22 protein-coding genes are annotated in these 25,763 nt (G+C 63.1%); 10 read left to right on the top strand and 12 right to left on the bottom strand.

Annotated features, from left to right (window positions below; genetic code table 11):
* Positions 1-114 precede the first annotated feature (114 nt).
* From LZ496_RS06725 to LZ496_RS06735, 3 genes are read left to right on the top strand one after another with little or no spacing between them, the layout of a single operon-like run.
* Positions 115-1,257 carry an acyl-CoA dehydrogenase family protein gene (locus tag LZ496_RS06725; protein WP_249903882.1) on the top strand — a complete coding sequence of 381 codons (1,143 nt, stop codon included), beginning with the start codon at positions 115-117 and terminating at the stop codon, positions 1,255-1,257.
* Positions 1,254-1,646, top strand: a complete 393-nt coding sequence (locus LZ496_RS06730) for a RidA family protein (RefSeq protein ID WP_249903883.1) — start codon at positions 1,254-1,256, stop codon at positions 1,644-1,646. Before LZ496_RS06725 ends, LZ496_RS06730 begins: the two co-directional genes overlap by 4 nt.
* The gene (locus LZ496_RS06735) at positions 1,643-3,229 is read left to right on the top strand and encodes an AMP-binding protein (protein ID WP_249903884.1); all 1,587 of its coding nucleotides are present in this window, start codon (positions 1,643-1,645) and stop codon (positions 3,227-3,229) included. The genes LZ496_RS06730 and LZ496_RS06735 overlap by 4 nt, the downstream gene beginning before the upstream one ends.
* Before the next feature lie 74 nt (positions 3,230-3,303).
* Here the strand turns inward: LZ496_RS06735 and LZ496_RS06740 are convergent, their stop codons facing one another.
* From LZ496_RS06740 to LZ496_RS06780, 9 genes are all read right to left on the bottom strand, one after another.
* A complete protein-coding gene (locus LZ496_RS06740; protein ID WP_249903885.1) occupies positions 3,304-5,301 on the bottom strand; it encodes an ATP-binding protein in 1,998 nt (665 codons plus the stop codon).
* Positions 5,302-5,416: 115 nt separating this feature from the next.
* Positions 5,417-7,552, bottom strand: a complete 2,136-nt coding sequence (gene scpA, locus LZ496_RS06745) for a methylmalonyl-CoA mutase (RefSeq protein ID WP_249903886.1) — start codon at positions 7,550-7,552, stop codon at positions 5,417-5,419.
* A 54-nt stretch (positions 7,553-7,606) separates the two neighbouring features.
* A complete protein-coding gene (locus tag LZ496_RS06750; RefSeq protein ID WP_249903887.1) occupies positions 7,607-8,068 on the bottom strand; it encodes an OsmC family protein in 462 nt (153 codons plus the stop codon).
* A 10-nt stretch (positions 8,069-8,078) separates the two neighbouring features.
* A complete protein-coding gene (locus LZ496_RS06755; RefSeq protein WP_249903888.1) occupies positions 8,079-8,840 on the bottom strand; it encodes an alpha/beta hydrolase in 762 nt (253 codons plus the stop codon).
* A 2-nt stretch (positions 8,841-8,842) separates the two neighbouring features.
* On the bottom strand, positions 8,843-9,262 hold the full coding sequence (gene mce / locus LZ496_RS06760) for a methylmalonyl-CoA epimerase (protein WP_249903889.1): 420 nt from the start codon (positions 9,260-9,262) through the stop codon (positions 8,843-8,845).
* Positions 9,263-9,400: 138 nt separating this feature from the next.
* On the bottom strand, positions 9,401-10,936 hold the full coding sequence (locus LZ496_RS06765; protein ID WP_249903890.1) for an acyl-CoA carboxylase subunit beta: 1,536 nt from the start codon (positions 10,934-10,936) through the stop codon (positions 9,401-9,403).
* A 166-nt stretch (positions 10,937-11,102) separates the two neighbouring features.
* Positions 11,103-12,152 carry a PrsW family glutamic-type intramembrane protease gene (locus LZ496_RS06770; RefSeq protein WP_249903891.1) on the bottom strand — a complete coding sequence of 350 codons (1,050 nt, stop codon included), beginning with the start codon at positions 12,150-12,152 and terminating at the stop codon, positions 11,103-11,105.
* Positions 12,153-12,162: 10 nt separating this feature from the next.
* The gene (locus LZ496_RS06775) at positions 12,163-15,288 is read right to left on the bottom strand and encodes a hypothetical protein (protein WP_249903892.1); all 3,126 of its coding nucleotides are present in this window, start codon (positions 15,286-15,288) and stop codon (positions 12,163-12,165) included.
* Between the two features lie 34 nt (positions 15,289-15,322).
* Positions 15,323-16,906 carry a hypothetical protein gene (locus LZ496_RS06780; RefSeq protein ID WP_249903893.1) on the bottom strand — a complete coding sequence of 528 codons (1,584 nt, stop codon included), beginning with the start codon at positions 16,904-16,906 and terminating at the stop codon, positions 15,323-15,325.
* 245 nt (positions 16,907-17,151) lie between these two features.
* Between LZ496_RS06780 and LZ496_RS06785 the strand changes: the two genes are divergently transcribed.
* On the top strand, positions 17,152-17,922 hold the full coding sequence (locus LZ496_RS06785; protein WP_249903894.1) for a histidine phosphatase family protein: 771 nt from the start codon (positions 17,152-17,154) through the stop codon (positions 17,920-17,922).
* A complete protein-coding gene (locus LZ496_RS06790) occupies positions 17,919-18,806 on the top strand; it encodes an NAD(P)H-hydrate dehydratase (RefSeq protein ID WP_249903895.1) in 888 nt (295 codons plus the stop codon). The genes LZ496_RS06785 and LZ496_RS06790 overlap by 4 nt, the downstream gene beginning before the upstream one ends.
* Here LZ496_RS06790 and pyk read toward each other — a convergent pair.
* Complete coding sequence (pyk, locus tag LZ496_RS06795) at positions 18,788-20,242, bottom strand: pyruvate kinase (RefSeq protein WP_249903896.1); 1,455 nt, start codon at positions 20,240-20,242, stop codon at positions 18,788-18,790. The genes LZ496_RS06790 and pyk overlap by 19 nt on opposite strands.
* Positions 20,243-20,381: 139 nt before the next feature.
* Between pyk and LZ496_RS06800 the strand changes: the two genes are divergently transcribed.
* From LZ496_RS06800 to ruvC, 4 genes are all read left to right on the top strand, one after another.
* A complete protein-coding gene (locus LZ496_RS06800) occupies positions 20,382-20,624 on the top strand; it encodes a DUF2312 domain-containing protein (RefSeq protein WP_249903897.1) in 243 nt (80 codons plus the stop codon).
* Between the two features lie 31 nt (positions 20,625-20,655).
* The gene (locus LZ496_RS06805; protein WP_249903898.1) at positions 20,656-21,399 is read left to right on the top strand and encodes a YebC/PmpR family DNA-binding transcriptional regulator; all 744 of its coding nucleotides are present in this window, start codon (positions 20,656-20,658) and stop codon (positions 21,397-21,399) included.
* A gap of 81 nt (positions 21,400-21,480) precedes the next feature.
* Complete coding sequence (locus tag LZ496_RS06810; RefSeq protein ID WP_249903899.1) at positions 21,481-21,834, top strand: endonuclease domain-containing protein; 354 nt, start codon at positions 21,481-21,483, stop codon at positions 21,832-21,834.
* Positions 21,831-22,346 carry a crossover junction endodeoxyribonuclease RuvC gene (gene ruvC, locus LZ496_RS06815; protein ID WP_249903900.1) on the top strand — a complete coding sequence of 172 codons (516 nt, stop codon included), beginning with the start codon at positions 21,831-21,833 and terminating at the stop codon, positions 22,344-22,346. Before LZ496_RS06810 ends, ruvC begins: the two co-directional genes overlap by 4 nt.
* A gap of 2 nt (positions 22,347-22,348) precedes the next feature.
* Here ruvC and LZ496_RS06820 read toward each other — a convergent pair whose 3' ends face one another.
* Positions 22,349-23,830, bottom strand: a complete 1,482-nt coding sequence (locus LZ496_RS06820) for a glycosyltransferase family protein (protein WP_249903901.1) — start codon at positions 23,828-23,830, stop codon at positions 22,349-22,351.
* Positions 23,831-23,911: 81 nt separating this feature from the next.
* On the opposite strand from LZ496_RS06820, the gene ruvA reads away from it, so the two are divergent.
* The gene (gene ruvA / locus LZ496_RS06825; RefSeq protein ID WP_249903902.1) at positions 23,912-24,508 is read left to right on the top strand and encodes a Holliday junction branch migration protein RuvA; all 597 of its coding nucleotides are present in this window, start codon (positions 23,912-23,914) and stop codon (positions 24,506-24,508) included.
* Between the two features lie 95 nt (positions 24,509-24,603).
* Here ruvA and LZ496_RS06830 read toward each other — a convergent pair whose 3' ends face one another.
* Entirely contained in the window at positions 24,604-25,725 is a 1,122-nt protein-coding gene (locus tag LZ496_RS06830) for a dipeptidase (protein WP_249903903.1), read from the bottom strand.
* Positions 25,726-25,763: the final 38 nt, after the last annotated feature.

Consider the following 25,763-nt stretch of genomic DNA (forward strand, 5'->3'; position numbering starts at 1 on the left):
GGGGGGGGGGGGGGGGGGGGGCCCCCCGCCCCGAGGCAGCTCGATGCTGCCCAAGGGCTTGCCTAAAGCTGCCGTGGGGCCCCCCCCTGCCCCTCCCTGCCAGGGAGGGGAGAGATGACTGATTGGCTAGACTGGCCGTTCTTCGAGCCGCGCCATCGCGAGTTGCAGGCGCACCTAGCCAAATGGTGTTCCGCCAACCTTGGCGATGACCATCACGATGATGTCGACAACGCTTGCCGGACCTTGGTTGCTCAACTTGGACAAGCGGGCTTCCTGGGGCTGTGCGTGGCCGAAGGCGACACGGCCCCCGACGTCCGCAGCCTGGCCATTGCGCGATCGACCTTGGCGCGGGCCAGCGGCCTCGCCGACTTCGCCTTTGCCATGCAAGGGCTGGGGTCGGGCGCGATCAGCCTGTTCGGAAGCGCCGAGCAGAAAGCGGAATGGCTGCCAAAGGTTTCATCCGGCCGAGCGGTCGCGGCCTATGCACTGACGGAGCCTGAAACCGGCAGCGACGCCGCCAACATCGCGATGCGCGCTGAGCGGGACGGCGATGGCTGGGTCCTGACGGGTGAGAAGAGCTACATCAGCAACGGTACCATCGCCGACGTACTGACGGTGTTCGCGCGGACCGGGTCGACTGAAGATGGCGCTCGCGGAATCTCCGCCTTCATCGTCCGGGGCGATGACCCCGGCCTGTCGGTCGCCGAGCGGATCGAAGTCATCGCACCCCACCCGCTTGCCCGATTGAAGTTCGACCGCGTCCGCGCCGATCCGCTTGGATCCGAGGGCGATGGCTTCCGGATCGCAATGCAGACGCTCAACCTGTTTCGCGTAACCGTTGGCGCGGCGGCGCTTGGGTTCGCCCGCCGGGCGCTCGACGAGGCGCTTGATTTCGCGACCTCGCGCAGACTCGGCAGCGGCGTTCTCGCGGACAACCCGATGACCTGGGACAGGCTCGCCGGAATGAAGATGGCGGTCGACACGTCCGAGCTGCTCATCGCCCGCGCGGCGTGGCAGCAGGATATGGGAGAGGCCGACAACCGCCGGGCGGCGGCCATGGCCAAGCTTCATGCCACCGACGAGGCACAGAAAGTCATCGACGCGGCCGTGCAGATGCATGGCGGGCTTGGCGTGACCAAGGGCGCCAAGGTCGAGGAACTCTATCGTGAAATCCGCGCTCTGCGCATCTATGAAGGCGCAAGCGAGGTACAGCGGATGATCATCGCCCGCGACCTGTTGAAGGAGCATCGCTCATGAGGTCCTTGCTGCCGCCCGGCTGGCCGCGTCCCAAGGGCTATTCCAACGGAATCAGCGCAACCGGCCGAATGATCTTCACTGCCGGCGTCGTCGGCTGGGACGAGCGCGAATTCTTCCCGTCGCATCGCCTCGACAGCCAGTTCGCGCAGGCGCTGCGGAACATCCTTGCAATCCTGAAAGAGGATGGGGCCGGCCCGGAACATATCGTCAGGCTCACCATCTACGTCACCGACATCCAGGAATATCTGAGCCTTCGCGACGAGCTGGGCCCGATCTGGAAATCGATCATGGGGGCCAACTACCCGGCAATGGCGCTGGTCGAAGTGAAACGGCTCGTCGAACATGCGGCCAAGATCGAGATTGAAGCAACGGCGGTGGTTGCCGAATGAGCTACGACTCGTTCGTCCGCGATCGGTTGCCGCCGGCTGATGAGCTTCCCGAGTTCCGCTTCGACCTGCCTGCCCTGAACTATCCCGAACATCTGAACGGCGCTGCCGAGCTTTTGAAGCGCGGAAAGCCCGGCGACCTCGCGGTCGTCAACGCGCATGGCCGCTGGACCTATGCCGAGCTCGACCTCTTCTCCGGCCGCATTGCTAGGCTGCTGGTCGAAGAGAAGGGCCTGGTGCCCGGCAACCGCGTCCTCCTGCGAGGACCCAATGGCTACACGTTATTCGCCGCCTGGCTCGGCGTGCTGAAGGCCGGCGGGGTTGTCGTGACCACCATGCCGCTATTGCGTCCCGGCGAAATCGCGACCGTGATCGACACAGCAGAGATCACCCACGCCCTGGTCGACAGCCGCTTCATCGGCGACTTCCGCGCAGCGATGAGCCAGACGCGGCACATCAAGCATCTCGTCAAATATGACGGCGACTATGGCAAGGGCGAGCTGGAGACGCGTTGCGCCACGCTGTCGCCGCTCCCACCTGTCGACACCCGCCGCGACGATCCGGCGATGATCGCCTTCACCAGCGGCACCACCGGCGTCCCCAAGGGCTGCATCCAGTTCCACCGCGACATTTTGGCGCCGTGCGACAGCTTCGCCCGGACGCATTTCCGGATGGAGCCGGGCGATGTCGTCCTGACCAGCGCCCCCATCGCCTTCACCTTCGGGCTTGGCGCGACGGTGATGTTTCCGCTCTATTTCGGCGCGGCAGCTGCAACGATCGAGCAGCCGTCCCCGCCGGCCATGCTGGAAGTGATCGCCGCCCACGGCGTCACCCACCTCGCCACCGCACCCACCGCCTACAAGGCGATGTTGTCGCAGCCGACGCTCGCCGACGCACTCAAGAGCCTCAAATGCTGCCTGTCCGCCGGCGAGCATTTGCCCAGCGCGATCTGGGCCGCATGGAAGGCGCATACCGGGATCGCCATCGTCGACGGCATCGGCGCGACCGAGATGATGCATATCTTCATTTCCGAAAGCGGCGATGCGATCCGCCCAGGATCAACCGGCCGTGCAGTGCCGGGCTATCAGGCCACCGTACTGGACGCCGAGGGCAATCCACTGGACGAGGGTGAAGGGCGGCTGGCCGTGAAGGGTCCAACCGGCTGCCGCTACCTCGATGATCCGCGTCAGCGTAATTATGTCGAGGGCGGCTGGAACCTGACCGGCGACACCTATCGCAAGGATCGCGACGGTTACTTCTGGTATGTGGCGCGCAGCGACGACATGATCGTCAGCTCAGGCTACAACATCGGCGCGCCTGAAGTAGAGAATGCACTTCTGGGCCACCCGGCCGTGGCGGAGTGCGCGGTGATCGGCGTGCCCTGTCCGGAACGCGGCCAGAAGGTGAAAGCATTCGTTGTCCCGGCCGCTTCCGCGACGCCAAATGATGCTTTGATTTCAGAACTCAAAGATTTTGTAAAAGCAACAATTGCGCCATACAAATATCCCCGCGAAATCGAGTTCGTCGAGGCATTGCCGAAGACGGCGACAGGCAAATTGCGGCGGGTGGAGCTGAGGAATCAGTAGTATCACGCGAAGGCGCGAAGTGCGCGAAGCTCAAAAATCCCTTCGCGTCCTTCGCGTCTTCGCGTGCAAAATTCCTACTCAAACTCGACGATGATCTGATCGACCGCCAGGCTGTCACCGGCCTTGGCCTGGGTCGCCTTGACCGTGGCCGACTTCTCGGCGCGTAGGATGTTTTCCATCTTCATCGCCTCGACCACTGCGACCGGCTGGCCGGCCTCGACCTTATCGCCTGCCTTGACCTCCAGCCGCGTCAGCAGCCCCGGCATCGGCGCCAGCAGGAACCGCGACATGTCGGGCGGCACCTTCTCGATCATGTGCTTCGCCAACTCCGCGATGTGCCGCGGAACGACCACCACCTTGTGGGCCGCGCCACGCGTCGTCAGCGTCCACCCGCGGCCGCTCTTCGCCACCTGCACGATGCGGTGGCGCCCATCCATGTCCGCGACGAGTAGCTTGTCACCGGGCGACCAGTCGCCAACCACGTCGATCGCCTCGCCGCCATCGACGATGGCGAGGTTGCCGCCATCATAGGGAGCAATGGCGACCGTGAAGTCACGCTTGCCGATGCGCACGACCTGTACGGCCTCGGGGAAAACCGGGTCGCCGAGTTGCCCGTCGATGAGCGCAGCGCGCGTCTCGACCGTCAGCTCAACGATCGCCGCCAGCGCGGCGAGATCCGTCATCAACTGCTCGTCGGCAGGCGCACCGGTGAAGCCTTCCGGATATTCCTCGGCGATGAAGCCGGTCGTCAACTCGCCCGACCTGAACCGCTGGTGCTGCAGCAGCGCCGAGAGGAAATCGATATTGTCCGAAATGCCGCTGAGCTGGAACGCATCCAGCGCCTGCACCGCCTCGTCCCGGGTTGGGGCCCAGCTGATCAGCTTGGCAATCATCGGGTCGTAGAACATGCTGATCTCGCCGCCCTCCGCGACACCGTCATCGACGCGGATCACGCTGTCGCCGTCGCGGTGCTCGGCCGGCGGCCGGTAAGTGGTCAGCCTTCCGGTCGACGGCAGGAAACCGCGATAGGGATCCTCGGCGTAGACGCGGGCCTCGATCGACCAGCCGTTCAGCTTCACCTCGTCCTGGGTGAAGGCGAGCTTTTCGCCGGCGGCGACGCGGATCATCTGTTCGACCAGGTCGAGGCCGGTCACTTCCTCGGTGACCGGATGCTCGACCTGCAGCCTTGTGTTCATTTCAAGGAAGTAGAAGCTCTCGCCGGTCTTGTCGGCGCCGGAGACGATCAGTTCGACCGTTCCGGCCGAATGATATCCGACCGCGCGGGCCAGCGCGACGCACTGCTCGCCCATGGCCTTGCGCATCTCGGGCGACACGAAGGGCGACGGCGCCTCCTCGATCACCTTCTGGTGGCGGCGCTGGATCGAGCACTCTCGCTCGTTCAGGTAGAGGATGTTGCCGTGCTTGTCGCCGAGCACCTGGATCTCGATGTGGCGCGGATCCTCGATGAATTTCTCGATGAAGACGCGATCATCGCCGAAGCTGTTGAGGCCCTCGCGCTTGGTCGCCTCGAAGCCTTCGCGGACGTCCTTTTCATTGTAAGCGAGGCGCATGCCCTTGCCGCCGCCGCCGGCCGAGGCCTTCATCATCACCGGGAAGCCGATGTCATGCGCGATCTTCACCGCCTCGTCGGTGTCGGCGATCTCGCCGAGGTAGCCGGGCACGACATTGACCCCGGCTGCCTTCGCCAGCTTCTTGGATTCGATCTTGTCGCCCATCGCGGCGATGGCATTGGGCGGCGGTCCGATAAAGGCGATGCCGGCCTTCTCCAGCGCTTCGGCAAAGCTGGTGCGTTCCGACAGGAAGCCATAGCCCGGGTGGACCGCTTCGGCGCCCGTCGCCTTGCAGGCGTCGATGATCAATTCGGCCTTGAGGTAGCTTTCCGCCGCCGGCGCTGGCCCGAGGCGAACGCTTTCATCGGCGAGACGCACATGCGGCGCGCGTGCGTCGGCGTCCGAATAGACGGCAACAGTCTTGATCCCCATCCGCCTGGCGGTGCGAATGACGCGGCAGGCGATTTCCCCGCGATTGGCGATCAGGATTTTCTTGAACACTAGCGAGCCCCTAACCCGTCACCCTGAACTTGATTCAGAGTCCATTCCTTCGTTCGCTCCGCCCTTCCCGAAAATGGATGCTGAAACAAGTTCAGCATGACGAATTGCGGCAAATTCACTCCGCCGCCTCATCGACCGGCGGCTTGTTGTGGCCGAGAAGCCGAAGCACTTCGTCCGCCGCGTCGGCGAGATTGGTGCCAGGTCCGAAGATCGCCTGCACACCCGCCTCGCGGAGCATCGCATAATCCTGCGGCGGGATAACGCCGCCAGCGACCACCTTGATGTCCGGCCGGCCGGCCTCCTTCAGCGCCGCGATGAGTTCGGGGATCAGCGTCTTGTGGCCTGCCGCGAGCGACGATGCGCCCACGACGTCGACATCATGCTCCACCGCCAGTTCCGCACTCTCGCGCGGGGTCTGGAACAGCGGCCCTGCGATTACCTCGAAGCCCAAATCGCCGAACGCCGAGCTGACCAGGTTGGCGCCGCGGTCATGTCCATCCTGGCCCATCTTGGCGACGAGGATGCGGGGCTTGCGGCCCATGCGCTCCGCCACCGATGACGTGCCCGCGACGGCTTCCTTCCAGCGCGCGTCATTGCGGCGTCCGTAGATGCCGCGAACCGGTTCCGGGTTGGTGTGATAACGGCCGAACGCACGCTCGAGCGCATCCGAAATCTCGCCCAGCGAGCAGCGCGCCCTCGCGCATTCGACCGACAGCGCCAGCAGGTTGCCACCGTCGCGAGCGCCCGTTTCCAGCAGGTCCAGTGCGGCGCGTGCCTTCGCCTCGTCGCGGGTGCTGCGCATTTTCTCCAGACGTGCAATCTGGCCGGCGCGAACCTTGGCATTATCGACTTCCAGGATGTCGAGATGCGGTTCATTTTCCAGCCGGTAGCGGTTGACGCCGACAATCACCGTTTCGCCCGTATCGACCTTGGCCGCGCGCTCGGCGGCGGCTTCCTCGATCCGCATCTTGGGCAGGCCTTCGGCGACCGCCTTGGTCATGCCGCCGTGGCTCTCGACTTCCTCGATCAGCGCCCAGGCGCGCTCTTCCAGCTCGCGGGTCAGCGCCTCGACATACCAGCTGCCGCCGAGCGGATCGGCGACGGCGGTGACGCCACTCTCTTCGGCCAGGATCAGCTGGGTATTGCGCGCGATGCGGGCTGAGAAATCGGTCGGCAGCGCGATCGCCTCGTCGAAGCTGTTGGTATGCAGCGACTGGGTCCCGCCCAGTACCGCGGCAAGCGCCTCGATCGTGGTGCGGATGACATTGTTGTACGGGTCCTGCTCGGTCAGCGACACGCCGCTGGTCTGGCAGTGGGTCCTGAGCAGCTTCGACTTCTCGGTCTTGGCGCCGAGGTCGGTCATGATCCGCGCCCACAGGGTCCGCGCCGCGCGTAGCTTCGCGACCTCCATGAACAGGTTCATGCCGATGCCGAAGAAGAATGAGAGGCGCGGCGCGAAATCGTCCACGTCCAGCCCGTCCGCGATCGCAACGCGGACATATTCCATGCCGTCGGCAAGCGTGTAGGCCAGTTCCTGCACCGCCGTCGCTCCGGCCTCATGCATGTGATAGCCGCTGATTGAGATGCTGTTGAACTTGGGCATCTCTTCTGACGTGTAGGCGATGATGTCAGAGACGATCCGCATCGATGGTTCGGGCGGATAGATGTAGGTGTTGCGAACCGCGAACTCTTTCAGAATGTCGTTCTGGATCGTTCCGGAAAGCTTCTCGCGAGGAACGCCCTGTTCTTCGCCGGCGACGATGTAGAAGGCCATGACCGGCAGCACCGCGCCATTCATCGTCATGCTGACCGACATTTCGTCCAAGGGAATGCCGTCGAACAGCAGCTTCATATCCTCGACGCTGTCGATCGCGACACCCGCCTTGCCGACATCCCCGGCGACACGCGGATGGTCGCTGTCGTATCCGCGGTGGGTGGCGAGATCGAAGGCGACCGAGAGCCCCTTCTGGCCCGCCTTCAGATTGCGGCGATAGAAGGCGTTGGATTCCTCGGCAGTCGAAAAACCAGCGTACTGGCGAATGGTCCAGGGACGCCCCGCATACATGGTCGCATAGGGGCCGCGCGTATAGGGAGGCAGACCCGGCAAGCCACTGTCGATCCCGGCCGCGTCTTCGGGGCCGTAGACATTCTTCAGGCGGATATGCTCGGGCGTCTCACGCGACAGGTCTTTCCCACGCGATTCCTTGTCGGCCAGCGCCTTCCAGTCGTTAATTGTCGGTTTCTCAGTCATTGTGGACGCCCCTAGCGCCAGCCGAAGCAAAGCTCCAGCATCCGTTCGAGGTTGTTACCTCGACTCCACCACCACTTCGCTGGTGATCGAATTGGCGATGAAACAGGCCTCGTGCGACTTGTGGTGGAGCTCGTCGATGATCGCCTGCTCGGGCTCCTCGCTGGCAAACACGATCCGCGGGCGAAGCGCGACGCGGGTAATGCGGGTCTTGCCGTCACTGCCCTTGTGCATTTCGCCCTCAGCTTCGTCCTCATAACCCGTCACGACCAGCCCGGACCGCCGCGCGAAATCCAGGAAGAAGAGCATGTGGCAGCTCGCGACGCTGGCCACGAACGCCTCTTCCGGATCGACGGCATCGGGATTGGCCCAGGGCATCGGGACAATGTGCGGTGAGGCCGAAGCCGATACGTTGGTCAGGCCATCGAAGTTCCAGCTATGCGCCCGGCTATACTGCCCCTTGGCAAAATCCTCGCCGGGCGAGGCGAACCAGCGAATGGTGGCGAAGTGGCTGGACATGATGCCTCCTTTAGCTCGTGCCGCGGCTCCGGCCCAGAACGAAGTCGACGCCCTCTGACAAGAGCGTCTTGTCTACCCGATGCCCGCCTTCGAATTGGCGGAAGCTGATGTCGAAGCCAGCCTTCTTCAGCGAAGCGACGGTATCGTCGCGCGTGCGCTCGAACGACAGGATCTGGTCGGCTGGCGAATGGGCGATGAACAGCCGTTGCTTGGGATCGATCGCGGCGGGTTCCAGGTGGAATCCGGGAGCGAAGGCGACGACCCCGCGGACGATCGCCGGGTTGGCAAGGCCAAGGCTCAGCGCATAGCTCGCGCCATCGGAGAAGCCGGCGAAAACCACCGCGCGGTGATCTGCATCGGGCGCTCGAAGCGCGATCGAAAGCGCCTGCTCAACGCGCCCGGCATCCGCACCGAAAAGGTCATCGCGCATGGCCCGTCCGTTCCTGGATGCCGCGCTGACCAGGCCAATCGTATCCCAGGTCGCGCCGGTCGATTGGACCGACAGCAACAGGCAATCGCATCGATCCGCCTCAGCCTTGGCTCCGTCGAGGAAATTGCGCGCCGACATTCCCGCGCCATGGAACAGGACGATCAGTGGGCGTGGCGAAGTGGAAGCGGCTGCGGGCCGGTAGAAGAATGCGTTGGCACCAAGCTTCTGAACGCCGGCAGTAGTGGCCGGCGCGGCCACATCGCTAGCCAGCGTCATTACGGGGGAACGGGCAGCGGCGGGTGGGCAGCACAGCAGCAACGCACTGACCGCGACCCGCCACATGGCTAATGCGCCTGCTTCGGCGATTCCATGATCTCCGTCAGCACCCCGCCCATATCCTTGGGGTGGAGGAAGAAGATCGGCGTCCCATGCGCCCCGATCCGCGTCGGCCCGAGGATGCGCACGCCCTTGCCGTCGTAAAAGGAGCGCGCCGCTTCGATATCCGGCACCTCGAAACAGAGGTGATGCTGCCCGCCTTCAGGACTGCGTTCGAGAAACTTCAGGATCGGCGAGTCCGCACCCAACGGCTCGATCAGCTCGATCTGTGAATTGGGCGTGTCGACGAAGCAGACGCGGACGCCCTGCGCCGGCAGGTCAAACGGCTCGCGAACCACTTCCGCGCCCATCCGCTCGCGGTACATGGCGACCGATTTCTCGATCGACGGGGTTGCCACGCCTACGTGGTTGAGCCTGCCCAATTTCATAAATCTCTCCGTCACCCTGAACTTGTTTCAGGGTCCATCTCGCCGCCCGTACCGCCCTACGAAAAAAATGGATGCTGAAACAAGTTCAGCATGACGGCATTCGGGGCAATACCGGACGGTGAACTCGGCACGACGAACTTAAAGCGGAATATTGTCGTGCTTCTTCCACGGGTTTTCCAACTGCTTGTCGCGCAGCTTCCTTAATCCCAGCGCAATTCGACGACGCGTCGAATGCGGCATGATCACCTCGTCGATGAAGCCCTTCGACGCCGCTACGAACGGGTTGGCGAAGCGCTCCTCATATTCGCGGGTGCGTTCCGCGATCTTGTCGGGATCGCCGATGTCCTTGCGGAAGATGATCTCGACCGCACCCTTGGCGCCCATCACCGCGATCTCGGCGGTCGGCCAGGCATAGTTCAAGTCGCCGCGAAGGTGCTTCGACGCCATGACGTCGTAGGCCCCGCCATAGGCTTTGCGGGTGATGACCGTGATCTTCGGTACGGTTGCTTCTGCATAGGCGAACAAGAGCTTGGCGCCATGCTTGATGATGCCGTGATGCTCCTGCCCCACGCCCGGAAGGAAGCCCGGCACGTCGACCAGGGTCAGGATCGGGATGTCGAACGCGTCGCAGAAGCGGACGAAGCGCCCAGCCTTCTTCGAAGCATTGATGTCGAGGCAGCCGGCCAGCACCATCGGCTGGTTGGCGACGACGCCGACGGTTTTCCCTTCGATCCGGCAGAAGCCGATGATGATGTTTCCGGCATGCCCGGGCTGAAGTTCGAAGAAATCGCCTTCGTCGGCGACCTTCCGGATCAGCTCGTGCATGTCATAGGGCTGGTTGGCCGACGGCGGGATCAAAGTGTCGAGGCTGTCCTCGATCCGGTCCCACGGATCGGCGCAGGGCCGCTCGGGAATGTCATGCCGATTGGATAGCGGCAGATAGTCGAAGAACTCCCGGGTCGCGATCAGCGCGTCGATGTCATTTTCGAACGCGACATCGGCGACGCCGGATTTGGTGGTGTGGGTGATCGCGCCGCCCAGTTCTTCCTGCGTCACGACCTCGTTGGTGACGGTTTTCACCACGTCCGGCCCGGTGACGAACATGTAAGAGCTGTCCTTCACCATGAAGATGAAGTCGGTCATCGCGGGCGAATAGACTGCACCGCCGGCGCAAGGGCCCATGATCAGGCTGATCTGCGGTACCACGCCGGAGGCCAGCACGTTCCGCTGGAATACCTCGGCATAGCCGCCGAGCGACGCAACACCTTCCTGGATGCGCGCGCCGCCGCTGTCGTTGAGGCCGATCACCGGAGCGCCGACCTTCATCGCTGCGTCCATGATCTTGCATATCTTCTGGGCGTGCCGTTCCGACAGCGAGCCGCCGAACACGGTGAAATCCTGCGCGAAGACATAGACGAGCCGGCCGTTGATCGTGCCCGACCCGGTGACGACGCCGTCGCCCGGGATCTTCTGCGTCTCCATGCCGAAGTCGACGCAATTATGCTCGACGTACATGTCGACTTCTTCGAAACTGTCAGGATCGAGCAGCACGGTCAGCCGCTCGCGCGCGGTCAGCCGTCCCTTGGCATGCTGCGCCTCGATGCGCTTTTCGCCGCCGCCCAGACGCGCCTGCGCGCGCTTGGCTTCCAGCTGCTCGATGGTGGTGGTCGTCAATTTGCTCTCCCGTTCGGAAGGCCGCTGCCACGATTGAGGCACCGAGCGCAAGTGAGCGATTGCGGAGCGATCGGGAGCTAGCGCGTAGAGATGCCGAAATCCGGACGGCCTGCCGCACAGCGGACAGGACCGACGTCACGAATTTACTTCGTGACGTCCTGCACCGCTACTCGGATTCCAGCAACTCCTTGAGCTCGCTCAGCTCCCATTCGTCATTGCGGCTAAATGGGAGAATCCGGCGCAATGCGGCAAAGCCGGTGCGACCGATTTCCTGCTGCAGTGCCTCCAACCGCGCGAAGCCCGTCCGGAGTCGCTCCGATTCACCTTCCTCAAGCTTGCGGTCGCGGTCGAGCAGCTCCTCTTCGGCGGTCAGGACCAGCTCGGTTTTCAGCATGCAATATTCGCGGATGCGCTCGGACTCGGCCTTGGTCGCCCGGCCCGCGAGCGCGGCGATCCGCTGCCCGCTGGCATCGGCGGGAAAGCCGCCCTTGCGCCATTCTTCCAGCCAAAGGCGATGGCCTTCACTCTCCTCGACGAGCCATAGTTGCGCCTCCGTCTCGCCGAAGCGGAGGAGGCCGATGATCGCGATCGGTGCCAGGACCAAGGTCGCCAGCATTACCAGGCCGGGCCGATCCGGGAACTGGTTGAAGATGATGTGGATGAACCCCGCCGCGAGATAGCCGGGCACGAACCAGAGCAGGTTGAAGGCCAGACCGGTCCCCTGTTCCCGCAACCTGCGCTCGCCGAGCTCATGAGCAACCGCGGCGAGGATTGCCGTCGTGGTGCCATGCATGACCGCGGTGCCCAGCCCACGAACTACCCACACCGGCATCGTCAGGTCTGGATAGCGCATCAGGTAAAAGCCGTTCTCTACAACGGAGAATCCGGCGCCGATCGCAAAACCGAAGATAATCGCATCGATCTTGTAGCCGATCCGGTTGGCGGCGATCAGGATCATCAGCGGGATGGCCTTCAACGCCTCCTCGATCCACGGGGCGACCATGCGGCTGTAGAAGCTGTAGCCCATCGGCAGCGTGTCGAGCATCTGGCCGCTGATCGGCCAGGCGACCAGCGCCATGAAGCCGCCCATGATCAGCGGTCCGACCAGCTCGCGCGGCGCCATCAGCTTGAAGACGTCGAGCCAGGCGAACAGCACGACCATCACCAGCACCGGAACCAGCGCGACCGACCAGTTGAGGACTTCGATCAGGTTCATCTGAGACCCCTCACAGGATCTTCAGCGATGCCATAAATTCGGTTCGCCCGTCGATATCCTTGTCGCCGAACCCCTGTGCGATGCCCAGCGAGAGAACCATTGGAAGCCGCATCACGACGGTGAACCCAAGGTCCACCTGCGCACCCAAGGTGAACAGCCGATATTTGGTGTCCTCAGGCGAATCCAGCAGCATGGCGCCGCCGAACAGGGCCGGCCGCGCATAGCTCAGGAAGAAGGCAGCCGTTCCGACCTCTTCGAACCGCACCGGCGGCAGGTTCACCTCACCGGTCACCTTGCCGAACTTTCGCGCGGCGATCTGGTCGATTTCGAAGCCCGGAAATGCCTCGAGCTCGCGGTACCGTTTCTCCGGCCGGTTATCGACATAGTTGTTGCGGAAGCTGCCGAAGTAGAGCGCGCCGAGCGGGCTGTCGCTGTCGCCGCCGACGATGCCGGCCTGCGCATAGCCCCAGACGGAGCTATTGGGCCACGGCAGCGGCACGCCATAATCGATGCCGCCCCATAGCCTCGGAAATTCCTTCCCCTCGGCATGGTCGATGCCGGTGACCGCGCGCCAGGCGATCCCCTTTTCATGGTCGACCCCGCCGAGCGCACTGGTCGAATTGGTATATTTGATGCCCAGTTCGCCGGAATAAATGTCCTTGGGGCTGGGTACGTTCTGGGCCGACGGCAGCTGCTCCAGCCCGAAATAGCCGGCGACGCTGCCGAAGATGTCGAGCTGCCGCGGCGGATCGTAGATCTTGGTCTTGTTGTAGCCAATGATGATCGCATCGCCCTTGCGGCTCCGCAGCACCGGACCCGCCAGATCATAAATGTCGGCGTCGTTGTGCCAGTAGCGGAGGTTCCAGTTCAGCGTCTTATATTCGATGTCCGCGTGCAGCCCCTCGCCGTCGCCGAAGTCGCCCCATGGCGAGACGCTGAACGCCGCGCTCAGCTGATGGAACTGCATCGGATCTTCGAAGTGGAAGAAATAGCCGGCGGTTAGCTTCTGCTTGTAACCCTCGATGATCGGATAGGCGGCGGCCAGCTTCATCCGGTCGGTGGCGTGATACATGCCGCGCGCCTTGACCAGCGGGTCGAGATCGACCTTCGCAGGAGACCCCACGCCCCATTCCTTCAGCTCCGGATGGGTCTTGATCACCTTGGTGCCGAGGAACTCGATCGTTCCGAGGTCATCCCGCTTTTCCGCGCGGATCAGCGAGGGGTTCAATCCTTCGCCAGTATATTCATAGACCAATAGCTGACCGTCAGGCCGCAACATCGGCCGGAAGAAACCGGTCGAGGCGTTGGACAGCACGTCATATTTCTGGGTGTCGAGATCGAACCGGAAGATGTTCGACACACCGGTGTAGTAGCTGGTGCCGTACATCGACTTGCCGTCAGGCGCGAAGGTGAAACCCTCCGGCGTCGAAGAGGCGAGGTCGAGCCGCGCCACCTCGTTGGGCGTGCCCGATGCCTCGAAATCCTCGGTCTTCCAGACCCGCACGGATTGGGTGCCGTTGATCTCGCCATAGCTTGCGGAGATCAGCGACCCGTCCGGCGAGATATCGAGGTCGAACGGCGTGATCCCATAGTCGAAGGTGTGGACCTGGTTGAAACCGGCATAGGGCGCCGGAATGCGGACCAGGGTCGCATAGCCGTTCTGGTGCCTTATGCCCCAGATCGACTTGTCCCTGGGATTGAGGACCAGGTCGCCGATGCGCGCGTCGCGCAGCAGCATGCGTTTCTTGCCGGTGTCGACATCGACTTCCATGACATCCCGGAACGCCCGGTTGTCGTCGGTATAATAGGCCTTGCGGCTGTCCGGATCGAAGGCGACGCTCGTCACGAAATAGAGCATCATGCCTTTCAAATCGGACAGACGCCGAAGCTTGCCGGTCGCGAGGTCCATCGTCCCGATGAAACCGATTTGCCCGGGGAAGCGGAATGCAGCGACCAGGCTGTTGGTACGCTCGTCGACATAGCCCCGCGACATGGAGCCGAGGCCCTTGGGGCTGAGATGCTGCACGTCGGTCAACGGATAGGCGGATAGCTTGGCGAGATTCTCCTGCTGGAACACCCGCTCGAACGCGTGCCACTCGCTCCACACCGCATCGAGCGATTTGCCGAAGGTGCGCTTGAACTGGGAGGCGTAGAAGGCCGCGCTGTCGTCGTCGCGGCGCAGCCACTGCATCACCTTTTCGGGTCCGTAGGTCAGCGCAAGGTATGAGAAGAAGCGGGTGCCGTAGAGATAATCGTTGGCGCCGATCTGGAAATCGACCGCGATGCCTTCGCTCTCCAGCCCGAGCGGCGAATAGAGCTTGTCGTTGTCGCGGACCTTGGCCCGGAACACCATCTCGTCATAGCCGCCCTGCGCACGGCCTAGCCCACCGGCCATCCATGTTTCGAAGAAGACGGCCGACCCTTCGGCGTACCAGCGCGGGATATTGTTTCGGGGCGTCGTCAGATAATTGTAAAGGATCGATTCCGGATGCTCCTGGATGGGCATCGGCTTGCCGGCCAGCCATTTGCGCCAGAAGGCGTCGCGCTTGTTCCACGCATCGAGCGTCGCGACGTGCGCAAGCTCATGGTTGATCAGCGTGTAGAAGCGCTCGCCCGGCGTGAAGGTCTCCATCCGTTGCGACACCGGCGCGACGTCGAGCAGCACGCCATTGTTGGGCGACGCCCGAGCGCCGGCGTTACCGAAATCGCCGAAATCCTTGAGCAGGACCGTGGTGCGGTCCCAGGGCTCCCAGTGGAAGCGATCCTTGTGCCACTCGATCGCATTCTCGAACGCCCTTGCGACATAGGGCGTGAGATAAGTCTGGATCGGGTCGAAATAGAGCAGGAGCTGGTTGTCGGTTTCGATCGTCGACAAGGGAATGCCGCCGGCATTGGGCGGCGAATGCTTGAGCTCGCCAGTCTCGGGCTCTTCCGTCGGCGGCGAAACGGGTGGGCCCACCGGCTCCGTTTCCGGAGCCGGCGCGACTGGCCCATCCTGAATTACCGTCGTGTCGGGAGGTGGGGGCAAAGGTTCCTGCTGAACCTGAGCCATTGCCCCGCTCGCGACGCTGCCAAGGCAGATCGCAGTCAACTGCCTTGCCCAGCGCCGCTTGCGGCGCGCCTTTGCCCCGATCATCACCCCCCTTTCGGGCCGCTAGGGCCCGGCACCCCTATTGGTTCGATAGGCTTGCTGCGAACCTGGCGTCCCCCATCGCTGCCGCAAACGACGGATTGGCGGCCAGTGCATGGAAGGCGCTCATGCTCTTCAGTGCGTTGAACGCGTTGGCATTGGCGGACAGTGCCTGAAGCGCCTGCGCATTGTTGGCGATCGCCGCCCAAGCTGCCGGTTGCGCCGACATCGCCGCAACGGCCGCCGGATTGGCCGACATCGCCTGCATCGCGCGGGCGTTGAACTGGCCCCTGGCCGACAGGCTTGCCGCAGCCGACGCAGCATTGAACGCCTGGGCCGCGTTGACCGCCGAGGCCAACGCATTGGCATTCGCCGACATCGCCTTCCACGCCGCCGCATTGGCCGACATGGCATTCAATGCATTGACGTTTGCCGCAGCGTTGAAGGCCTTGGCATTGGCCGCGAGCGCGCTGAACGCATCGGCGTTCTTGGCAATCGCGCTGAATGCGCTTGCGTCACGCGACAGCGCCGACATCGCGCTGGCATCACGCGACAATGCCTCGAACGCGCTGGCGTCGCGGGACATCGCAGCCATGGCCGACGGATTGCGCGCGGCCGCCGAGAACGCACTCGGGTTCTTGGCGAAACCGGCGAAGGCCGCCGGGTTGCGCGCAATCGCCGCGAAGGCCTGCGGATGCCGTCCCAAAGCCGCAAAGGCGCTCGGATTAGACGAGATCGCCTCCAGCACTTTCGGCTGCAGGGACATCGCATTGAATGCGCTGGCATGCTGCGACATTGCCGCCGCAACCTGCCCATTCATGGCATTGGCCTGTCCAAGGTTTGCCGAAAAGGCGCTGGCGGCCTTTGCCGACAGCGACAATGCGTCCGCATTCTTGGCCAGGCCGCTGAACGCGTCGGCGTTCTTGGCGATCGCATCGAATGCACTGGCTTCGCGGGTGATTGCCGACATGGCGCTGGCATCACGCGACAACGCCTCGAATGCGCTGGCGTCGCGAGACATCGCAGCCATGGCCGACGGATTGCGTGCCGCAGCCGAGAACGCACTCGGGTTCTTGGCGAAACCGGCGAAGGCCGCCGGATTACGCGCAATCGCCGCGAACGCCTGCGGATGCCGTCCGAACGCCGCGAAGGCGGCCGGATTATTGGACATCGCCGCAAAGGCCTGGGCCTGGCCGGCGTTGGCGCTAGCCGCCGCCGCCGAAACCGCCTGCGCCGCATTCACGGTTGCCATGAAGGCTGCAGGATCCTTGGCCAGACCGGTAAAGGCATTCGGATTGGCCGCAATCGCCGACATCGCCTGCGGATTTGCGGCAAGCGCCGCAAAGCCCGGGTGGCTGGCCAAGGTCCGGAAATTCGGATTCTTGGTCATCACCTCGAACGCATCCGTCTGCATCAGCTTCGGAATGGACGTATCCCCGAGTGTTACGTCACCCTCGCCGACTTGAGACGATACGTAGCGGTCTGCCGGGGCGATTGTGCCCTCGGTCGGACCCAGCGGCGGATAGATCCGGCCGAGCCCATACGCTGCTACTGCGACGGCGATAATCGCCGCGCCGGTTGCCATATATTTTCGATTGGATTGGTTTGATTCGATCGTAGTCACGTCGCACCCCCTCGCGGTGAAACCAACTGCTTGACCCCCTCTGCTACGCGATGGGCCAATCGGCGAAGATTTACTTTTCCTTTACCAAAGTCAATGAACCTTTGGCTAAGTTATTGATAAAGGCTAACTATATATTCGCAGCAGAGATTCTGGGCCATTAAACGCCCGGATCCGGGCCCCGAATCGGCTGAAAACTGAACCATCCTGCCCCTTCGCGCTTTCATCCGCGGGTTAAGGAGAAAAGGATGCGGCACGGACGAACTTGGCCGGAACGGCTGTGGCTGGTTCGGCATGGGCAGAGCCAAGGCAATGTCGCCCGGGATGCAGCCAATGAAGCGGGCCATAGCGTCATTGAACTCGACATCCGAGATGTCGACGTACCCTTGAGCGATCTTGGTCATCAGCAGGCGGAGGCGGCCGGCCGCTGGTTTGCAGCCCTGCCCGAAGACGAGCGGCCCGAAATATTGCTCTCCTCTCCATATATCCGGGCGCGCCAGACCGCGGAGGCAATCTGCAATGCAGGCGGGCTGGCCGGTGGTGCAAAACCGACCATCATCGACGAACGGCTTCGCGAGCGCGAGTTCGGCATTTTCGACGGGCTTACGACCCGGGGGATCCGGGAGCAGTTCCCGACCGAAGCGGCCCATCGCACCAAGATGGGCAAATTCTATCATCGTCCGCCGGGCGGCGAGAGCTGGGCCGACGTCATCCTTCGCCTTCGGTCGGTGATGAACACCATCAACCTTCATTATGCCGACCATCGCGTGCTGGTGGTCTGCCACCAGGTCGTCGTGCTGTGCATGCGCTACATATTGGACGAGCTCAGCGAAGGTCAGATTCTGGCGATCGACAAGCAGGCAGAGATCCTCAATTGCGGCATCTGCGCCTATGATTTCTCGTTCGACGAAAACGGCCTCTGCTCGCCTAAGCTCGACTTGTGGAATGTCGGCGCCCCCATGGAAGCCGAAGGTACGCCGCAAACCGCCGAACCCGACGCTATGGCCGGGTCGCGATGAGCCATTGTACGCCGCTCGACCTCGACGAACTTCGGCGTCACCCCCTGCCACCGGTCGAAGAGGAGGATAAGAATAGCCGAGGCAAGCTGTTGGTGATTGCCGGAACGCGGGAGATTGCGGGGGCAGCCAGCATCTGCGCCAATTCCGCGTTGCGGGCAGGCACCGGCAAGATCACCATTGCGACCGTTGGCAGCGTTGCGCCGCTGCTGGCCGTCGGCGTTCCCGAGAGCCGCGTCGTTTCGGTTTCGGAGAACCGGGACGGCGGGTTCGCCCATTCGGCGGTTCCTACCTTGGCGGAGATGGCCAAGGAATATGATGCAGTGGTTGCCGGCCCAGGGATGAGCCCGACCAATGTCGCTACCAGCCTTGCCGCCGCACTATGCGCTACCGGCCGTCCGCTGGCCCTGGACGCGGCATTGCTCCACGGGCTGGCCCCGGCCGCCGATCATGCCCGCGCCGCTCGCATACCCCCCATTCTTCTGCCCCACAGCGGCGAGATGGCCTCATTGATCGACTGCAGTGTTGAGGAGGTCGAGGCCGAACCTTTGCGTTGCGGCCAGGAAGCGGCCCGGCGCTATGAAGCACTCGTCCTTGTGAAGGGACCGGAAAGCCATGTCGTCACGCCGGCCGGAGACTCCTGGAAATACCCCGGCGGTGGGCCCGGACTCGGCGTTTCCGGGTCTGGCGATACACTCGCGGGAATCCTCGGAGGCCTGCTGGCGCGCGGAGCAGCACCACTCGAAGCGCTGCTGTGGTCCGTCTGGCTGCACGGCGAGGCGGGAGCGTCGCTGGCGAAGAAGATCGGCCCGATAGGTTTCTTCGCCCGCGAAATCTCGGGCGAGGTGCCCGCATTGCTTGCCCGGACTCAACCCTCGGCGGAATAGGTCTCCAGCTCGTCTCCGACGATCTTCACAACGTGGATGACATTGGTCGACCCCGATGTCTTGAACGGAACGCCCGCCATGATCAGTACGCTATCGCCTGCATTCGCCAGATGATGGCGCAGGACCATCCGCTTCGCCTTGCCGACCATCTCCTCGAAATTATTCACGTCGCGGGTGTGAACTGCGTGCACGCCCCACTGCAGGCCCAGCCGGCGGGCGACCTTCATGCTTGCCGTCATCGCCAAGGTCGGGACCTGCGCGCGTTCGCGGGCAATCCGGCGCGCGGTCGATCCCGAAGCGGTGTAACAGGCCATTGCCCTGGCATCGATAATCTTGACGATCTGCGCGGCGCTTTCCGACAGCGCGTCGGCGGTAGTCGCTTCGGCCGGCGTTTCCGTGAAATGGATGCGCGCCGAATAGACCGGATCGGCTTCGACGCTTCGGCCGATCTTGTCCATCATTGCCACGGCCTCGACTGGAAAGGCCCCCGCGGCGCTTTCCGCCGACAGCATAACCGCATCCGCGCCTTCATAGATGGCATTGGCGACGTCGCTGACCTCGGCCCGCGTCGGCGTCGGCGACACGATCATCGATTCCAGCATCTGCGTCGCGACCACCACCGGCTTTCCGGCCTGTCGCGCGGCGGCGACGATCTTGTTCTGGAGCGGAGGCACTCCCTCTGGCGGAAGCTCAACGCCAAGGTCGCCGCGCGCGACCATCACCGCGTCGGCCAGCTCCAATATCTCGCCCAGCCGGTCGATCGCCTGGGGCTTCTCGATCTTGGCCAGGAGCGCCGCGGAATCCCCGACCAGCTCGCGCGCCTCGGCAACGTCTTCCGGTCGCTGGACGAACGACAGGGCGATGAAGTCGGCGCCCTGCTCGAGGGCGAACTTCAGATCCTCCCGATCCTTCTTGGTCAGTGCCGGGATCGGCACCAGCACGTCAGGGACGTTGACGCCCTTGTTGTTGCTGACTTTCCCGCCGACCTCGACCACCGCGGCGATCTGGTCCTTTTCGACGCCAACGACCCTCAGGCGCACCTTGCCATCGTCGATCAGGAGGCGCGTGTCCTTCTTGACCGCCTCGAACAGCTCGGGGTGGGGCAGTTCGACCCGCGTCGCGTCGCCCAAATCCTTCTTCCGGTCGAGTATGAACATATGGCCGTTGACGAGTTCGGCCGACCCATTCTTGAATTTGCCGACCCGAAGCTTTGGGCCCTGCAGGTCGAACAGGATGGTCGTCGGCCGATGCTTGGCCTTTTCGAGCGATCGGATCGCATCGACCAGCTTCGCCTTCTCGGCCTGGCTGCCGTGGCTCATGTTGATACGGAAGGCGTCGGCCCCTGCCTCCATCAGTGCTCGGATCATTTCGGGGCTTGATGAGGCGGGACCCAGCGTGGCCAGAATCTTTACCTTGCGCTCACGCGGTCTCAGCATCGTCCACCTGTCTCCTATTCGCCCCACATCGCCATAGCGGTTCGAACGCTACGTTCAACCGGCTTGAGGCGCGCCGAGCCTTTGCCTAGGGAACCGCACGGATTTGACGATTTCATGAGATTCGAAAGGGCGAGTTCAAATGAGTGAAGGCAATGTCGCAGCCGATCAGCTGCGGCTTTTCATCGAGCGTATCGAGCGGCTTGAGGAAGAGAAGAAGGGCATCGCCGACGACGTCAAGGACGTCTATGCGGAGGCCAAGGCCAACGGCTATGACACCAAGACGATGCGCAAGATCGTCGGTTTGCGCCGAATGGAAAAGCACGCCCGCGACGAAGCCGACGCGCTGCTGGAGACCTATCGCAACGCGCTCGGTCTGCACTAAAGGGCGTTAAACGGGATCATTCGGGGTTCAAATGGCAGGCCATTCAAAATTCAAGAACATCATGCACCGCAAGGGCGCGCAGGATAAGAAGCGCTCTGCGATGTTTTCGAAGCTCAGCCGCGAAATCACCGTCGCGGCGAAGATGGGCCTGCCCGACCCCGACATGAACCCGCGCCTGCGCGCGGCGGTCCTCGCCGCCAAGGCCCAGTCGATGCCCAAGGACAATATCCAGCGGTCGATCGACAAGGCCGTCAAGGGCGAAGGCGATAATTATGAGGAGATCCGCTACGAAGGCTTCGGACCCGGCGGCGTCTCCATCATCGTCGAAGCCCTGAGCGACAATCGCAACCGCACCGCGACCAATGTCCGCACCATCTTCTCGAAGAATGGCGGCAACCTTGGCGCGTCAGGATCGGTAAGCCACGGTTTCGACCGGATGGGCCTGATTGAATATGGCGCGGCCGCCGGTGACGGCGACAAGGTGCTTGAAGCGGCGATCGACGCAGGTGCCGACGACGTCCAGAGCGACGAGGAAGGCCATGAGATCTGGACCTCGATCGATGCGCTTCATGAGGTAGCCAAGGCGCTCGAGGGTTCGCTCGGCGAAGCCGAAGCGGTGAAGCTCGGCTGGAAGCCGCAGAACGAAACCACGGTCACCGGCGGCGACGCGGAAAAGCTGATGAAGCTGATCGACCAGCTGGAGGACGACGACGACGTCCAGACTGTCTGGGGCAATTACGACGTTCCCGACGAGGAACTGGAGAAGCTGGCTTGATTCCCCTCCCCTTGAGGGGAGGGGCAGGGGTGGGGAACTACGCTGGGACAACAGGCCTACTTGCTTGAACGGGCGAAGCGCTTGCGTAACGGCACCACGCCGTTCGAAGCAAAGTTATGGCGTCACCTAAGCCGATCGCAACTGGGGGGTTTCAAGTTCCGCAGACAGCATGTCATTGGGAATTGCATTGCCGACTTTTTTTGCCCTGCGAAGGGCTTGATCGTCGAAGTCGATGGAGACACGCACAGTGTCGGCAAGGACCTGGCTCGGGATGAAATGCATGCCTACCAAGGCTTTGCGACATTAAGGTTTTCAAACGCCGAAGTTGGGAAAAATATTGAGGGCGTCTTGGCCTCCATCCTCGACCAGCTCATGGCACTTCCCGACCGTTGGCCCCACCCCAACCCCTCCCCCGAGGGGGAGGGGAAGAAGTGATCATTCTCGGTCTGGACCCCGGCCTCGGCACGACCGGCTGGGGCGTCATTTCCGCCGAAGGCAATCGCCTGAGCCATATCGCGAACGGCCAGCTCAAGACCGATGCCAGCGAGGAGCTACCGAAGCGCCTCGCCCACCTCGCAACCATGATTGAAGCGGTAATCGCGGACCATGCGCCGCGATCGGCGGCGGTCGAAGAGATATTCCTCAACAAGAACCCGCAATCGACCCTGAAGCTCAGCCAAGCCCGCGGCGTCGCGCTGATGATCGCCGCCCGCGCCGGACTCGACGTCGGCGAATATGCGGCCCGGCTGGTCAAGAAAGCGGTGGTCGGAACCGGAAGCGCTGAGAAGGCTCAGGTCCATGCGATGGTGCAGCGATTGCTGCCTGGCGCAAAGATCGCCGGCCCGGACTCCGCCGACGCTCTGGCAGTCGCGATCACTCATGCGCATCATCTAGCCAGTGCGCGAAGAGCTCCCGGCGGTCCGACACCCGGCAGCGAGCCGCATTGAGCCTAAAGGTGATTACGGGCGATTACCGTTTGCAGTAGCTCGGATTCAGCCCCGTCAGGCTCGCACCCGCCATCGCGGCGATAGACACAGATCCGCTCGTTGCCGTCATTTTCGCACCGGACGGGGCGATAGCCGGTTGGCATGTTTCGGCGGGAATCTTCAAATGCGACGATAACATTGTAAGCTGGCGCATTGGCCGCCAGCACCTTGAAACTGTCTGCCGAACCCCGCCGCCACGGAAAATAAAGGGGGACGTCCCGCTTCAAATAGGCATAGGCAGCGCTCCAATAGTCAAAATCGTGGATCGCGACGCCGCAAAGACCGCGCACTCGCCCGGCATCCGCGACCGCCGCCGTACGGGCGCCGAAGCGGTTCCAGTTGGGCCAAATGCGGTCATAAGTTGACAGCGCGGCGGACAAGACCGCCCAACCGGCAACGAGCATCAGCATTGCTGCACGCCGCTGTTTTTGCCCAGCGTCCCATCGCCGCAGCGCGTCGGTCATCACGTCGACGGAAGCCAAGGCAGACAATAGCAATAGCGTCTGCGTCGTTAGCCAGACGAAGCGATATTCCTTGTGACCAATGGCCATGTGAATAAGGAAGTTAGCGATCGCCGCCCAAAAAAGGCCGGGAAAGCGGCGCGCCACCAATACGGGCAACGCAAGCAGCAAAGGTGCGGCCGGGCCCCAGCGCAAAAACAGCATCTGGAAATATGCGAGCGGGCCCGAAACGCCGAAGCGGTTGGCACCTCCCTTGATTACATTCTCTTGAAAATTGACCAGGATCCAGCCGAACGGGGCCTGGCCCATGCCCACGTCGACCAAGGCGGAGATTGCCATTACGACCAGTCCGCCGGCGATCAGCGGTACCCAGTCACGCCAACGCTTGCCAAGCGTGATCGCAGCGAAAAGGCCCAGTACCGGAGCGTAATGAAAGCGAAGCAGGCCGGCCAAGGCCAACAAGGCGCCACCGATAAACAGGGTGCGGCGCGAGACCCCGGGTTTGATAAGCGCCACAGCAGGAAGGAAGAGGGCAACCGCCATGACTTCCATCAGGATATGGCCGGAGAAATATATGTTTTCGAACCAGATGGCCATCACGGCAGCCGCGACCAACCCATGGAGACGCGAAATTCGGGATCCGATCGCAAAGGCCGCGAAGATGGGCGCCAATGCAATGATCGCAACAAAGCCCCTGGCTAGAGCCACTGAAAGCAGGCTTTGGGGGGCGATCGCATCGCCCAGCCGCATCGGCAAGCTCAACAATAGTGGCGGCAACCAGCTGCGCATCCCCAGGCGATATTCCCAGGGAACGACACCATTGCCCGTGATTAGGCGATGTGCCTGCTCCAGATATTGGTAGACCTCGTCAGGGTGATGAACGGCAAAGGGCCGGAACGTCCAAACTCGCAAGGCAACCGCCAATGCGAATAGACCCCAGAACCAGATTCGCGCCTGACGCGCCGAAATGTCTTGATCCCCCATCGCACCGTTCATGGCCGGGCAGGTGAAACACGGCAAGCCAGTCCCTTGCACAGATAATGATTTGGCCTAGACCCTGTGACAATGATCGCACGCCTTGTCGGGAAACTTGCCGAAACCACCGCCGACAGCGCGATCCTCGACGTTAATGGCGTCGGCTATCTGGTGCAGGCCAGCGCCCGCACACTGGACGCCCTTGGCCCGGTCGGAGGCGACGTCACCATCCTGACCGAACTCCAGGTGCGCGAAGACGGCTGGACCCTGTTCGGCTTTGGATCGACGGGCGAGCGCGAAGCCTTTCGCCAACTGACCAGCGTGCAAGGGGTCGGAGGCCGCGTCGCCCTGGCGATCCTTTCCGTCCTCGATCCCGGCGAACTGGCGGCAGCTGTCAGCAGCGGCGACAAGGCCATGGTCGCGCGCGCCAACGGCGTCGGGCCGAAGCTTGCCCAGCGCATCGTCAACGAGCTAGCAGGAAAGCTCGGTTCGCCGGCGCTTGCTGGAACGATCGGCGCCTCGGCCCCGCGCGGCGGAGCGGCCGCCGACGCCCTCTCCGCCCTCGCCAACCTCGGCTTCAAGCCGGCAGAAGCAAGCGCCGCGGTCGCGGCCGCCAACGAAGAGCTAGGCGCGGACGCGACCCTCGATGCGCTGGTTCGACTGGCCCTCAAGAAGGCGGCTCGCTGAGGAAACATTGGGTTAGCCCGTCATTGCGAGCGCAGCGAAGCAATCCAGCCTAGATTGCCGCGTCGCTACGCTCCTCGCAATGACGCCAACGGCTACTACCCGCCCCACGCCTCCTTGTAGACGCGCAGGAAATTGCCGCCCATCAGCTTCTCCAGCCGCGACTGGCTCCAGCCGCGCTTCTCGAGGTCGCGGACGAAGCGGCGATAGCGGTCGACGCTGTTATAGTCCTCAATCAGCGGATAGACGCCGACGGCCTCGCCCGGCGCGGCGATCCCGGCCTTGATCCGCTGCTCCTGCCATTCCTTCATCTTGCGCTTGGTTTCTTCGTCCAAGGTTGTCGGAAGGACGCCATTGTCGGTGCCGATGCCGATATGATCTTCGCCCGCGACATTCGCGATATGATCGACATGACGCAGCAAATCCTCGCCCTTGGGATGGCTGTCGAGCGTCAAAAAGGGCATGAAATAGACGCCGACCACGCCGCCCTTGTCGGCCACCGCCTTGATCGTCTCGTCGGCCGTATTTCGCGGATGCTCGGTCAATGCGCGCGACCCGGTATGGCTGATCACCATCGGTCGCTTACCGAAGGCCGCCGCCTCGGCCATCGTCTTCGCGCCGCCATGGCTTAGGTCCAGCAACAGCTTCTCAGCCTCGATCCGCTCGATCGTGGCGCGGCCCAGCTTCGAAAGTCCGGCATTGGCCGGCTCCAGCGCGCCGTCGCCCGCCAGGTTGCGGTTGTTGTAGGTCAGCTGGACGGTCATCACGCCGTCCTTCTTCATCTGCGCCAGCCGGTCGAGTTCCGGCCCGACCATGGCCGTGTCCTGAGTGCCCAGAAGCACCGCGAATTTCTTCTCGCGCTTGGCTTTCAAGATGTCGGCGGCGGTTCGTACCAGGACCAGCCGGTCCGGGTTGGCGTTGAGGATGTTCTGCTTGAGCGCGACATCCTTCTGATAGTCGCCCCAACTGTCCGCCAAATTGCCGACCGGCATGACGGTATCGCGGAGCAAGGTGACGCCCGTTTCCACCATCTCCGACCAGGCGCGATCGCCGAGCCGCAGCTGATCCTCCGGCGAATAGGGATCGCCAACGCCGCCCAGCGCGTCGATCACGATCGCCTGGTCGTACCAACCGGCCTTTGCCTTGGCCTTGGCCAACCCGGGCGCGCTGGCCAGCAGTGCCGCGCTTCCCGCCATCATCGTCCGCCGATCGATTTCCATGTTCCCGCCTCCCTTTGTGAGGGGAGGCTAGCAAAAGA

The organism is Sphingomonas caseinilytica, from assembly GCF_023516455.1.
GTDB classification, from domain to species: Bacteria; Pseudomonadota; Alphaproteobacteria; order Sphingomonadales; family Sphingomonadaceae; genus Sphingomicrobium; species Sphingomicrobium caseinilyticum.

What these genes read in the sequence shown, in the direction of transcription:
- LZ496_RS06725 (WP_249903882.1), top strand. Translation starts at nt 115, where the DNA reads ATGACTGATTGGCTAGACTGGCCGTTCTTCGAGCCGCGCCATCGCGAG.
- LZ496_RS06730 (WP_249903883.1), top strand. Translation starts at nt 1,254, where the DNA reads ATGAGGTCCTTGCTGCCGCCCGGCTGGCCGCGTCCCAAGGGCTATTCC.
- LZ496_RS06735 (WP_249903884.1), top strand. Translation starts at nt 1,643, where the DNA reads ATGAGCTACGACTCGTTCGTCCGCGATCGGTTGCCGCCGGCTGATGAG.
- scpA (WP_249903886.1), bottom strand. Translation starts at nt 7,552, where the DNA reads ATGACTGAGAAACCGACAATTAACGACTGGAAGGCGCTGGCCGACAAG.
- LZ496_RS06750 (WP_249903887.1), bottom strand. Translation starts at nt 8,068, where the DNA reads ATGTCCAGCCACTTCGCCACCATTCGCTGGTTCGCCTCGCCCGGCGAG.
- LZ496_RS06755 (WP_249903888.1), bottom strand. Translation starts at nt 8,840, where the DNA reads ATGTGGCGGGTCGCGGTCAGTGCGTTGCTGCTGTGCTGCCCACCCGCC.
- mce (WP_249903889.1), bottom strand. Translation starts at nt 9,262, where the DNA reads ATGAAATTGGGCAGGCTCAACCACGTAGGCGTGGCAACCCCGTCGATC.
- LZ496_RS06770 (WP_249903891.1), bottom strand. Translation starts at nt 12,152, where the DNA reads ATGAACCTGATCGAAGTCCTCAACTGGTCGGTCGCGCTGGTTCCGGTG.
- LZ496_RS06775 (WP_249903892.1), bottom strand. Translation starts at nt 15,288, where the DNA reads ATGATCGGGGCAAAGGCGCGCCGCAAGCGGCGCTGGGCAAGGCAGTTG.
- LZ496_RS06785 (WP_249903894.1), top strand. Translation starts at nt 17,152, where the DNA reads ATGCGGCACGGACGAACTTGGCCGGAACGGCTGTGGCTGGTTCGGCAT.
- LZ496_RS06790 (WP_249903895.1), top strand. Translation starts at nt 17,919, where the DNA reads ATGAGCCATTGTACGCCGCTCGACCTCGACGAACTTCGGCGTCACCCC.
- pyk (WP_249903896.1), bottom strand. Translation starts at nt 20,242, where the DNA reads ATGCTGAGACCGCGTGAGCGCAAGGTAAAGATTCTGGCCACGCTGGGT.
- LZ496_RS06800 (WP_249903897.1), top strand. Translation starts at nt 20,382, where the DNA reads ATGAGTGAAGGCAATGTCGCAGCCGATCAGCTGCGGCTTTTCATCGAG.
- LZ496_RS06805 (WP_249903898.1), top strand. Translation starts at nt 20,656, where the DNA reads ATGGCAGGCCATTCAAAATTCAAGAACATCATGCACCGCAAGGGCGCG.
- LZ496_RS06820 (WP_249903901.1), bottom strand. Translation starts at nt 23,830, where the DNA reads ATGGGGGATCAAGACATTTCGGCGCGTCAGGCGCGAATCTGGTTCTGG.
- ruvA (WP_249903902.1), top strand. Translation starts at nt 23,912, where the DNA reads ATGATCGCACGCCTTGTCGGGAAACTTGCCGAAACCACCGCCGACAGC.
- LZ496_RS06830 (WP_249903903.1), bottom strand. Translation starts at nt 25,725, where the DNA reads ATGGAAATCGATCGGCGGACGATGATGGCGGGAAGCGCGGCACTGCTG.